Genomic DNA, 12,613 nt, shown 5'->3' with positions numbered 1-12,613 from the left:
AATCAAAATGAGCCGGAAGCGTCAGTGACCGGAGCGCGCCGGAGACGGCGCGTTTCTTGGGCGCGCTCCGGTCACTGACGTTCCCGGCTCCACGGACGACGCGGCTATTTGCGCCTCGTGCTTTCCGCGGCCGTCGACGGAGGAACTGCCGGAGCGACCAACGTGGGAAACGCCACGACCATGTACACCGGCACGAATTCCTCGATCACCTCGGGCTTCTGCTCGCCGTTCGAGTCGACCACCGCGCGTTGAAACTTCTCACCGCTGAAAAATGCGTGTTGCCCGTTCATGAAATGCAACTTCCGCTCAGTGCGGGAAACGACATTGCCGGACTGGGCCGCGCTTTCATTCGCCGCAGCGCCCGGGAGCGGTTCGCTAAGCGAGAAGTTCAAGGTCAATTCGACTTCATTTTTCTTAAGGTCCAAGACCGTCGGCGTCATCTCAAGGCGATAGCCCAGCGGATTCGCCGCGTCGACAAGTTGCACAACCTCGTCCGACGTCTTCACGAGTTCGCCGGGGCCAAGCGAAACGTAGGACGCCTGACGCGTCTCGCGTTGTGCGCCTGGCGATGATAGCGTCATCGAGACCTGCTCTCCGCTTTTCGCGAATGCCCGCGGACTGCCGACATTCTTCGCCGCACCGCTTTCGGCCACCTTCGCCGTTTGTGTTTGAAAGCTATTTACAAGCCCCTGAATACGTTCGACGTCCCGTGGCGGCGTGATGAGAATCACATCCTGGTCGCCAGCGACAGCCAGTTTCTGTTCAAGCAACTTGTCAAGCCCCATCGCAGATTTCCAAACATTGACGTCGTCAACGTCATAGCCGAGGTTCCGCAGCTTCGTCAGCGACAATTCAATCATCTCGACTTGGATTTTCACGCCTTCCTGCATTGGCAGCGGGTGTGGCGCAATCAGCTTGCCAGTTCCTCCGACCTGACACGAATAGCCGCTCTGATCCGGTTGCGGCGGCTGTTGACCCTGTAGGTGGACCGTCGAAACGCCCGGCAACGGCGCCTCGATTAGTTCCGCAGTGACCAGCATCATCGATTGAATCTTGTTGACATGGGTCACCTTGCGGCCGCCGGTGTAGAGCGCCGTTTCCGTGCGTTCTTCCGTGCGCCCCGGCAACAACACGGACTCGCCGGGCTTCAACGCCAGGGACGTTTGAATCTCCGAGACCCGCAGCCCGGGGTGTTTCTTGCCGTCGATCTCAATCAGCCGACCAAAATCGAGGTCCGACTGGTTGACCTTCAGTTCCAGTCGAATTCGGTCCTTGCCGGTCAGCGAGCCAGTCAATTCCACGTGCGTGCCGAATTTCTCGTACTTGATTTGCCCGTCGGACGTCTTGGCGACTGGCGTTTCGCCCCCTGTGTGAAACTGAGCCGGCCGCCCTGCGAGTGTCACAATCGTGGGATCGGCCTTGATCCGGGCAAGGTTCTTCGCGACCAGTTCGTCGACGATTTTGCAGTCCACCGCGCTGAGTGTTTCCAAATCAAGCGACTGGCCGGTCTTCGCGCCGGGCAGGATCTTCGCCCAACCCATCTGGAGTTGCTCCATCTTCGTCAGGCTCACCTCGAACATCTTCACGTGAACCATCAACTGCGGCCGCAGGTTCAGTTCCTGTTGGAGTTGCTGCACCTCGCGCTCGACGGCCTCCAATTCGGCCAGCTTGGCGTCGAGGCGCTGCTGCAATTCCGCACGATGGGCGGCGTCCGGCGCGTCCGCGCGGAGCGGGAAGCTCTGAAAAACCATCAATGCCGCTAGCCCAAGCCGCAGTGCAAACGCCTTCCGCATGGCCTACCTCCGTGCAACCAAAAAGTGAGAACCGGGGCCGTCAGCGCGGGGAAATAGCAAATCCAGGCGAACCGGTCAACGGCGACGCGAATCCTATTTTGGGGCAGTTTGAAGTTTTCAGTGTTCAGTTTTCAGTGAGGACTTCGAGCCCAAGCACTGAAAACTGAACACTGAAAACTTCAAACTGATCGAAAACACCCGTGCTATAGTTACCAACCGCCGTCTCCCGCATTTTCGGCCCACCCGGTAGAATGCCGCACTGCATTGACCGGCTCCGCAACCGTCTCGATAGGCCCGCATGACGCCTCGCCGTATATTGGTTACCGCCGCGCTGCCTTACGCCAATGGCCATATTCATATTGGCCACCTGGTCGAGTACATCCAGACCGACATCTGGGTGCGCTTCCAGAAATTGCGCGGGCATCGCTGCATCTTCATCTGCGCCGACGACACGCATGGCACGGCGATCATGATCCGCGCCCGGCAAGAGGGACGCAGCGAAGAGGCGCTCATCGCCGACATGCGCGAGCACCACATCCGCGACTTCGCCGGCTTCGACGTCGCCTTCGACAACTACAGCAGCACGAACAGCCCGGAGAATCGCGAACTGTGCGCGGTGTTCTGGAAATCCCTGCGCGACGCGGGCCTGGTGATCGAACGCGACGTGACGCAGCTTTTCGATACCAAGGCCGGTACGTTCCTGGCCGACCGCTTTGTCAAAGGAACGTGCCCGCGCTGCAAGTCGGAGAATCAATACGGCGATAGCTGCGACAAGTGCGGTTCCACGTACTCGCCCGCCGAGTTGATCAACCCGATCAGCGTTCACACGGGCACGACGCCGGAAGTGCGGAGTGCGCGGCACTTGTTCGTCAACATCGAACAACTGCACGGCTTTCTGGAGGATTGGTCGCAAGGAGGCGAGCACCTGCAGGACGAGGTCGCCAACTACTTGAAGGGACATTTCCTCGGCGAGCCGCTGCGGGATTGGGACATCTCGCGTCCCGCGCCGTATTTCGGCTTCGAGATCCCCGACAGTCCCGGCGACTATTGGTACGTCTGGTTCGACGCGCCGATTGGTTACCTGGCTTCCACCTGGGAATGGTGCAAACGCAACGGCGAGCAGCTCAACGATTGGTGGCGCAGCCCGGCCACGGAAGTGCATCACTTCATCGGCAAGGACATCACGTACTTCCACACGTTGTTCTGGCCGGCGATGCTCAAGACGGCCGGCTACAACCTGCCGGCGAGGGTCCACATCCACGGCTTTCTCACCGTCGGCGGCGAGAAGATGTCGAAGAGCAAAGGCACCTTCGTCCGCGCGGCGACGTACCTGGAGCACCTCGATCCCTCGTTCCTGCGCTATTACTACGCCTCGAAGCTCGGCTCGCGCTTGGACGACGTCGATATGAACCTCGACGAGCTGGTCGCCAAGGTGAATTCCGATCTCGTCGGCAAAGTCGTCAATCTGGCCAGCCGCACGGCGGGCTTCTTGAAGACCACGGGACTGTCGCCGAGCTATCCGGACGACGGCGGGCTGTTCGAGCGCGCCGCCACGGCCGGCGAGACGATCGCCGCGCACTATGAATCGTGCGATTACAACCAGGCCATGCGGCACATCATGCTGCTGGCCGACCACGCAAACAAGTTCATCGACGATCGCGCGCCTTGGGTCTTGAAAAAAGAACCCGGCAAGGAGCGCGAACTGCAGGACGTCTGCACGATCGGCCTGAACTTGTTCCGGCAACTTGCAATTTACCTGGCGCCGGTGCTGCCGCGATTGGCACAACAAGCTGGCGAATTGCTCGGCGAACCGATCACCAGTTGGTCGGAGGCCGTCACGCCGCGCATCGCCGCGCCCGTCAATAAATTCCAACACATGCTCACCCGAGTCGAACCCACGCAGGTATCCGCGATGATTGAAGCGAGCAAGGAAAGCGCTCCCGAAACTCCCGCCGCAGCTACGAGCGACAGCGGCGAATGGCTCACCGCCGAGCCGCTGCAACCGACGATCACGATCGACGATTTCGCCAAGCTCGATCTCCGCATCGCCCGGGTCGTCACCGCCGAGGAAGTTCCCACGGCCAACAAGTTGTTGAAGCTCACGGTCAGCCTCGGCGGCGAAGAACGCCGCACGGTCTTCGCCGGCATCAAGGCGGCGTACCAACCGGATTCACTCGTCGGCCGTCTCGTAGTCGTGGTTGCCAACCTGCAGCCCCGGCAAATGAAATTCGGCCTCAGCGAAGGCATGGTCGTCGCCGCTGGCCCCGGCGGGAAGGACGTGTTCCTGCTCAGCCCAGACAGCGGGGCGCAACCGGGGCAGCGGTTGCACTAACGATCTTTTGAAGCAAAGGGCGTTCGCGCTAAGCCCAGGGAAGGCCACCCCAGTCGTCGAAGAACAAATCGACTACGAGGGCCTTCCCTGGGCTTTTTTCTATTCCGCGGCGAGCCCAGAAACCGCGCGCTACGCGCGTTATATCCGGCCGCGCCCGTAGCCTATAGTCTATTGGCAAGCACCGCGTTTCCCCAGTTGGAGTTCAATTCCATGAGACCGATCCCTCGCGCGCTTTTGCGCATGACTTGCGGCGTCATCCTCGCCGCGCTGGCATCCACGGCGAACGCCGAGGACGTTTTCTATGACGTCCGTGTCGCCGATTTGGAGCTGACCGACGGGAAGCTGCCGGAGTATGACCTCACAGCGCAACTAGAGTGGCCGCTGTCGGGCCAGCGCACTTCGCCTTCGCCGTACGTGGCGATCGACGGCGGCGGTGAGGGCATCGTGCAGATGGAAAATCGCGCCACGCCCTGGTCGTTCACCGCACAAAACTTGCTCGACGCCCGAGTGCTGGTCCGCGTACCGGCGGCGCGCGAGGTCAACGGCCGCGTCTATCTGCCGTCCAAGGAGATGAGCGAATACGCCATCGTGCGGTTCCGCATTCCGGCGGACAAGTATCGACTGCCGAGCGGAGAGCGCTTCCAGCTTGCCAAAGTCGAGGAACTGCAACAACTCTTGAACGAACAAGTCCCCGGCGCCGCTTGGTTCCGGCATGAGTTACGTGAAACGCGACGCCGGTTGAATCAAGCTCCGCAGGCGCCGGCGGCGGACGTGGCCCGATTCAATCAGTTCGGCGGGACCGATTTGGACCAAACCTACGCCTTGTTCAGCGGCGGCCGGGCGTTGAGTGAAAACCTGGCGCTGGATCGTCCGTTGAATCCCGCCGGCGACTCGACCGAGTTGACAGTCCCGCTCGCCGAAATTGAAGGGATCACCATCGCGGAGATCGATTGGACCAAGCTCAATGCAGGCAAGGCGCCGGCGCTCGATCCGCTCGCCAAGCTAATTCCGTCCGATCAACACGCGCTGTTCTTCCCGTCGTTCGCCGCGTTTCTGCGGACCGTGGACGAACTGAAGGGCAACACCGCGCCCGTGTTGCGACTCACGGAACCTCGCGCGGAAGACGCGCGCAGCGTCGCCCGTTACGAAACGCAACTCGGCGTGCCCTTGAACTCGGCGGCCCGACTCTTGGGCGGCCAGGTCGTAAAGAGCGTCGCGCTCACCGGCGGCGATCCGTACTTTCGCGTCGGCACGGATGTGGCGTTCCTGTTCGAGACGGATAACCCGGAGGCGCTCAGAGACATCCTTTGGGCCAACATGAAACTGAATGCGCAGGGAACAACAGCGCACGAGATCAAGGTCGAGATCGGCCCAGTCGCGTATCAAGGCCTCCGCTCGGACGATCGACGCATTAGCGGGTATGTTGCAGCGCTGCCGGGCGCGGTACTGCTGACGAATTCGCCCCATCAGATGGAGCGCGCCGCCGCGGTCGTGGAAAGTAAATCCGCGTCGCTCGCTTCCTTGCCGGAGTTCACGTTCTTCCGCGATCGTTATCCGCGCGGTGTTGAGGAAGAAACGGCGCTCGTGTTTCTGTCCGACGCCACGATTCGTCGTTGGTGCGGGCCGAAATGGCGGATCGCCGGGTCGCGCCGCACGCGCGACGTCGCCGTGCTCGCCGAAATGCAGGCGACCTATCTGGAGCGGATCGTCAAGGGCAAAGCACAGTCCGGCCCGATTCACACCGATCTGACGATGATCAGCTCTGGCGAACTGATGCTGGAACCGACCGGCGTGCGTTCGCCCGTTTACAACACGCTTGATTTCCAGACGCCGATTTCGGAATTGGTGATCGACAAAGTCACCGCGGAAGAACGGGACGCCTATGATCGCTGGCGCACGAACTATCAACGCAACTGGCGTTGGGCTTTCGATCCCGTGGCCGTGCGGTTGACAGTGCGTGAAGACCTCCTCGGCGCCGACATGACCGTCATGCCGCTCATCGCCAACACGGAGTACGCGCAGTTCATCGCCATCACCCGCGGCGCGAAAATCGCGCAGGGCGCCGGCGATCCGCATGACACGTTCGCCCATCTCATCATGGCGATCAATCGCGACGCGCTGCCGGTGCGGCAATACGCGGGCCTGGCCACGGCGATGGCCCCCGGCGCGAAGATCGACGTGTTGAGTTGGCTTGGCGATACGGCAGGCGTGTACCTCGACCGTGATCCCGTCTGGGCGGAGCTTTTGAATCCGCAACTCACGAACCAGGATCGCGAGAAGTTCCTGAACGAACACAACTTTGCCGTGCCATTGGCGGTGCGGATCGATTCGAAGAGTAATCTCAAACTCGCCGGGTTCCTGACGGGACTGCGGGCGTTCATCGAACAAACCGCGCCGGGCCTCACGGCTTGGGAATCGCTCAAGCATGGCGAACATGCCTACGTCAAGATCGGCGCCACGGCGCAGGCCGGCGAGACCGGCGTGCCGGAGAACGCGGCGTTGTACTACAGCGTCGTCGGCAGCGCCCTGGTGTTGACGCCTAACGAGGACGTGCTGAAGCGGGCTATCGATCGACAATCTGCTCCCGCGGCGAAAGATCAACCGCAGCAGCCGGCCAAATCGGTGCAGCCCTGGTTGGGTGAGAACGTCTCATTGCAGGCCGATCGCGAGGCGGCCCAGGCCCAGTTTGCACTGAGCGGCGATCAATACCGCAAGCAGTTGCAACGGCTGTCGTGGCAGAACTTGCCGATCTTGAACGAATGGAAGCGCCGCTTCCCGGATCAAGACCCGGTCAAGCTGCATGAAACGTATTGGCAAGCCAGATTAGTCTGCGCCGGCGGCGGCGAGTACGTCTGGAATGACGAGTACCAGACGATGGAATCGACCGTCTTCGGCAGCCCTGCGACGCCGAAGCTGGAGAACGTCGAAGTCGCGCCGCTCGAACAACTCCGCCGCGGCAACTTCGGGCTGACGTTCGAGGAACAGGGGCTGCGTGCCCGCGTCGAACTGCAACGCGAAGTGGCGAAGTAAATCGCGTTAACAAGACAAGCCCAGGGAAGGTCACAAGTAGTCGTTGCCGATAGCAAAGACTTCGAAGACCTTCCCTGGGCTTAGCGGCGTGGATCGTGTGAACATAAAAAGCCCAGGGAAGGCCACCGATGATGTCGGGATCACCGGCGTCGTTGGGACCCTCCCTGGGCTTGGGCAGAATCGTCCCCTGTGCCGAGCGTGAGCTACGGCGCCGGGGGCGAGTCCTTCTTCTCGGACAACGCTTGCTTCAAGAGATCGCGCAGTTCGCCGATTTCACCGCGCAGGGCGTTGACTTCGCCTTGAAGCTCGTCGACGCGACCTTGCAGTTCGCCGTCGGGCCCCTGCTTGCCGTTCGAGTCCTTGTCGCCCTTCTCCACAACGACTTCCTCTTCGTCCTCCGAGATCTGATTTATAAAGATCTCCTCCACCTGACTCGCGGCATCTTCGTGACCTTGCTTGCGCAGCTGGTCGATCACGTCGTGAAGATGCTTCTGCTGCGCCTCATCGGACGTTCGCCCTTCGGCCCGCTTCTGGTCCGCACGCGCTTTCAGCAACTGCCCACGGGCCTTGCCGCGCTGTTGATTCTGATCCTTGAGGCGTTTGCGCACGACGGCTCGCTCCTCGCCGTCCTGTCCCAGTTGCTGCTGGATGCGCTCCTCCATTTGCTGTTCCTCCATCCTGAGCCGCTCTACGGCTTCGCGATGGGCGTCTTGTTGAGCTCGTTTCGCTTCTCGCATGCGGTCCTGCATCATGAATTCTTGCTCGACGAGTTGCTTTTCCATCTGGCCCAACTGCTCGTGCAGCTTGCCTTCCAACTCCTCGGCTTCCGGGCCACCCTTGTCGCGGGCTTGCTTCAACTTTTCTTGCGCCTTCCCCCGGGCTTCTTCGAGCTTGCGGACCGTCTTCTCGCGCTGCTTGTGCATCTTTTCCTGCATGCCGCGAGTTTTTTCCTCACGATCCTTCAGGCCCTCGCCGAGCTTCTCGCGCATTTTGTCAAGCGCCTTTCGCTGGCCCTCAATCGCCTTGTGCATGGCCTTCGCTTTGGCCTCATCCGCCTTGGCGGCCACTTTCTGCTTGACTTCCTCGGAGGCTTCGCCATTCTCGTCGCCTTGCTCGGCCTTGGCTTCCTCGAGCGCCACTTCGACCTCGGCCTGCACTCGGACGACAGCTTCGTCCGCTTCGGCTAACGCAGAGTCGAGCTCCTCCGAAACCTCGGACAAGCCGGCTTTGATCTCGACGGAGACCTCATCGAGCGCGCCGGCGAGTTCCTCATCGACTTCTTCCATCGCGGCGGCGATTTCTTCGCCGACGGCGTCGATCTCGACTTCGATATCGACATTGACATCCTCCTCGTCGACATCGCCGTCGTCTTGTTTCTCATCCGAGTCATCATCGTCGTCGTCGGCATCGTCTTCCGCGTCCTCAGATTCTTCCTCAGCGGCTTCGTCCGATTCCTCGGATTCTTCAGATTCTTCTTCAGCGGCCTCTTCAGCTTCCTCGGCCGCTTCTTCTGCGGCCTCCTCGGCCTCTTCCGCTGCTTCTTCGGCGTTGTCGGCCGCTTCCTCAGCGGCTTCTTCCGCCTCTTCAGCTGCTTCCTCCGCCTGCTCGGCAGCCTCTACTGCAGCTTCTTCTGCAGCTTCTTCTGCCGCGGCCTCCGCTTCGTCATCGGCGTCGTCAACACTGTCGTCGTCGTCGTCATCGACGGCGACTGCTACTTCGAAATCGACTTCCTCGGCCAAGATTGCCGTGGTCGGCGCGCCGAGCGCCAAGGATACAATGCCGCCGGCCAACGACCGGCGCCAGGATTGTTCAAACCATCGCATGTGATCCGCTCCTTGTGTTGACTCAATTCCAGAACGTGCCCAGGCCGAACCTGCCACCATGCTCAAGGCCGCGCACAACGCCAATGCCGGCATCCTCCAGCGATCCGGTCGTCGCGCGCGGCCCTCCACGCCTGTCGCTTCGGCTAACTGCAACAGGCGCTCGACGCGTCTTCCCAAATTGGATCGAAAACTTCCGGTCACCGAGAACGAGGCCGCGGGCTCCGGCGTCAGGCGGCGACCGAGCAGCACCAGGCATTCAGCGAGCGCCTGCGGTCCGTCGGTCACCAGCAGCGATGCTTCATCCGCCATCCACTCCGCCGCGATTCGCAACTGCCTTCGCAGCCACCAGCACCACGGCGCCCACCAGAGCAAGGCCACGACGCCGTCGGCGAGACATTGCCAGGCCGGATCGCGCGCCGCGAGATGTCCCAGCTCATGTGCGAGCATCGCGTCGCGCTCCGCCTGCGAATATGTCTCGCGAAAATCCTCCGGCAACCCGATCGACGGCCGCCAGACGCCCCAGGCCACCGGCGCCACCCAGCGCGGCGACGACCAGATCGCCACGCGACGGCGCAAGCCCAGCTCGCGCGCCAGGGCGCCGACGCACTGCTTGATTTCGCGATCGCCCACCGGTCGCGCGTGACGATACCGCCAGAGCCAGACAAACCGCGCGAAGGTCAATCGCAGCGTCAACGCGACGGCGATCGCGGCCCACGTCCAGCCGAAGATGCGTTGCCAGGGAATCAAGATTCCTGACGGCGCGAGGGTTGCACTGCGCGTTGGCTCGATTTCGTCCCATGCACTTGGCACAGTAGCGAACGACTCCCCAGCAACAACTTCCTGCTCCGTCAATTCCGGACTTCCAAATGCGACGTCCTCCGGCAGTTCTACCAGCGCTAAGTCCGCCTCAAAGTCGAATTCAACTTCACTAACACGGTCGTCGATGGCTTGCGCCTCCGGCGACATCGGTTCCGCCGAGGCTTCCGAGGCAAGCTGCGAATCCAGTTCCTCGTCAATCACGGCGAGTGATGCGGGTTCGAAGTCGACTGCGGCAATGAGTGGAAGTGGAACAACATCTGCCCGCCGCTTTGGCGATGCGAGCTGATACCGCATCCATGCGCCGCCAGCAGCGAACAGGCCGGTGGCTTCGCCGACAAACAGAGTGAAGATAGTCGCCAGCGCCGCCCGCCAGAGCGTGCGATGCGTGCCTGGCTCACGTAGCCCGCGCGCCGCGAGCGCGACAAGAGCTACGGTGATGGCCGTGGCTGCGGCGAGAAATACGGCGGTCGTGACGAGCGCCGTCGGAATCATCGCGTCGTTCATCGTTGTTGCTTGCGTTGTTGAATGAGTTTTTCCAATTGGCGCAATTCGTCGCGGCTGACGTCGCGCGTCTCCAGCAGATGGCTCACGGCATCGGCCAAACTGCCGCCGAACACGCGGTCGATCAGGTCGTCGACCATCGTGCGCGAGACCGCCTCCGGTTCCACACCCGCGCGGTAGATAAAGCGCCGTCCTTCGCTCCTGTGCTTTACCAGTCCGCGCACTTCCATCTTGCGCAGCATGGTGGCAATCGTCGTGTACGCCAACTCCGCGCCGTCGACCAAGCGTTCCTGCACTTCCGCGACCGTGGCGGGACCTTGCTCCCAGAGCACGTTCATGATCTTCAGTTGCAGAACTCCCAAACGCACTTTCTTCATCGCGACCTCCACTGCCGTTCAAAACTCCCTGTCAACTACTCGGGTAATACTACTGAAGTAGTCGTCTTACGTCAACAGTTCGTTTTCGGTTCATTGATCTTGGAAAAAATCAACCCCTCGTACCCCGCTATCCGGTGGTTGCACCGTGTTGGACGCTCGACTAGGCTCATTGCACATACCGACGGGCGATCCGCCGACGGAACCGGATCGCTCACGTTCATCGCCCTCCTAGATGCAGGATGCAAGCTCGCCGCAGGATGCACGAACTACTTCCGACGAGCTGAACCCCTGATGAACGCCCACGCCATGTAGTTGTTGATCACCACACCGTCGTGCGCGCGGAACACTCCCGCGCATGGTGAGCCCGCTTGTTATGGCGGGCGACTGCCTTGTGCTCCGTACTATGCGCCGTGGATCGGCGCTGCGAAGCGGCGGCAGTGTTCCTCAACGTTTCTTGAATCAGTGTACGGAGACGAGACGATGCAAGCATTGTTGGTGGCGATACTGGCCTTGGCCAACGCGGGCGACGCGGAAGCCTCGCGTCAACCGGAGGTCACAGCGCAAGCCGCCGAAGCCAAGCCGCTCAAGCTGATGTCTGCGAAAAAAGAAGCCCGCTTGCGCAAGCTGTTGCCCAAAGTGGCCGACGTGCATGTGCAAACGATGTTCGACGACGAGCGTTTGCTCATTTACACCGAAGCCGAGATGCCCCGCGTTTACCAGCTGTGGGCGGGTGATCTGCAAGGCGTTCACACGGCCGACTACAACATCTCCGCGAACAGCGGCGAGCCGTTCGGCAACGGAAACTTGGAGTTTCCCTGGAACGGACCGGCGGGCACGCATCGTTCGTCGGACGTCAGCGAATTCCGTTTCATGTACTTGCCGAAGGATGCGAACGGCAAGGTGTTGCCCGTCGTGTGGTATCGCAAATACCTGCGCGGCGATTCCAGCGAAGGCTATGGTTGGACCTTTCCCCTCGGCACCGTGTTCGGCGAAGTGTTGTACGTGAAGTGTCCGGACGGTTTCAGCCGCACATTCGAAGTGCGCACGCGCACGCGGATGACGAACGACTGGGACGTCGATGTGTTTCGCCCCTTCCCCACGGCGGAAGAACTCGCGGCGCGGGTCAAGGAACTGCGTCCCAACTGGGCGGAACAACCGAACCTGGTGAAGTTCGTCGAGCATTTGGAAAAGCCGAAAGCACTGCCGTACCGCAAATTGGAAGACGATCATCCCAGTCCAGCGTTCACCCAGAAGGCGGGCGTCGACACGTTGCCGGATCTGGCCGATGACAACCTGGTGAACGAGTTGCTCGGCAGCACCAAGTTCCAATCCGCCCTCGGCAAGAAATGGCGCGAGGGCAAAAACGGCGTGAAGAGCTTCGCGCCGACAACGCTGGCTTCCTACCATGTGGTGCCCAAGAACTACGACGCCGGCTTTATCGAGATCGATAGCGCCTCGTGCATGCGGTGCCACAAGACGACCAATCAATCGGTCGATCGCTTCGACGGCGGCCGCGATTGGTACGGCCGCATCCGCGGTTCGGACGGGATTTTCTCGTTCCATCCGTTCGAACCTGGCACCGTCTCCGGCAACGGCTTCGGCAGCCGCCCCTCGATGCGTGATGAACTGATTAGCGCTGGAATGCTGCAACGCTTCAATACCAAGAAGCACCCGAACCGGCTGTATCAGAAGATCACGACGCTGGTGGAATAGCCAACAGTTAGCAAGTCGTTGATTAACACGCGCGGCCGCGTCATGCCAGTCATGACGCGGCCGCTGTCGTTTGGGAGTGTACGAAGCGAGTTCATTGCCTTCGGAGGCTGGAAAAACTCTCGACATACTAGGCCTTGTCTCAAAACGCGATTTTGACGTCATATCGCAGGTATTGTAAGAGGCAGGCCCATTTGATCATGCCGGCGAAGTTTCGGGTTGTTTTTT

Annotated in this window: 6 protein-coding genes; 3 read left to right on the top strand and 3 right to left on the bottom strand. The window is 61.1% G+C overall.

Annotated elements, in window-relative coordinates; genetic code table 11:
- Positions 1 to 104: 104 nt before the first annotated feature.
- The gene (locus tag SGJ19_27180) at positions 105 to 1,793 is read right to left on the bottom strand and encodes a hypothetical protein (protein MDZ4783948.1); all 1,689 of its coding nucleotides are present in this window, start codon (positions 1,791 to 1,793) and stop codon (positions 105 to 107) included.
- Between the two features lie 298 nt (positions 1,794 to 2,091).
- Here SGJ19_27180 and metG point away from each other — a divergent pair, with 298 nt between their 5' ends.
- Positions 2,092 to 4,125 carry a methionine--tRNA ligase gene (metG, locus tag SGJ19_27175; GenBank protein ID MDZ4783947.1) on the top strand — a complete coding sequence of 678 codons (2,034 nt, stop codon included), beginning with the start codon at positions 2,092 to 2,094 and terminating at the stop codon, positions 4,123 to 4,125.
- A gap of 210 nt (positions 4,126 to 4,335) precedes the next feature.
- On the top strand, positions 4,336 to 7,155 hold the full coding sequence (locus SGJ19_27170) for a hypothetical protein (protein ID MDZ4783946.1): 2,820 nt from the start codon (positions 4,336 to 4,338) through the stop codon (positions 7,153 to 7,155).
- A 203-nt stretch (positions 7,156 to 7,358) separates the two neighbouring features.
- Here SGJ19_27170 and SGJ19_27165 read toward each other — a convergent pair whose 3' ends face one another.
- Both SGJ19_27165 and SGJ19_27160 read right to left on the bottom strand, forming a co-directional pair.
- Positions 7,359 to 10,301, bottom strand: a complete 2,943-nt coding sequence (locus SGJ19_27165) for a M56 family metallopeptidase (GenBank protein ID MDZ4783945.1) — start codon at positions 10,299 to 10,301, stop codon at positions 7,359 to 7,361.
- A complete protein-coding gene (locus SGJ19_27160; GenBank protein MDZ4783944.1) occupies positions 10,298 to 10,675 on the bottom strand; it encodes a BlaI/MecI/CopY family transcriptional regulator in 378 nt (125 codons plus the stop codon). Before SGJ19_27160 ends, SGJ19_27165 begins: the two co-directional genes overlap by 4 nt.
- Positions 10,676 to 11,155: 480 nt before the next feature.
- On the opposite strand from SGJ19_27160, the gene SGJ19_27155 reads away from it, so the two are divergent.
- Positions 11,156 to 12,388: a hypothetical protein gene (locus SGJ19_27155; protein MDZ4783943.1), complete on the top strand. Its 1,233-nt coding sequence runs from the start codon at positions 11,156 to 11,158 to the stop codon at positions 12,386 to 12,388.
- Positions 12,389 to 12,613: the final 225 nt, after the last annotated feature.

It is taken from the genome of Planctomycetia bacterium (assembly GCA_034440135.1).
In the GTDB taxonomy this organism is placed as follows: domain Bacteria; phylum Planctomycetota; class Planctomycetia; order Pirellulales; family JALHLM01; genus JALHLM01.
Note: the sequence above shows the minus strand (reverse complement) of the source record. Positions and strands in the feature narration are given on the sequence as shown.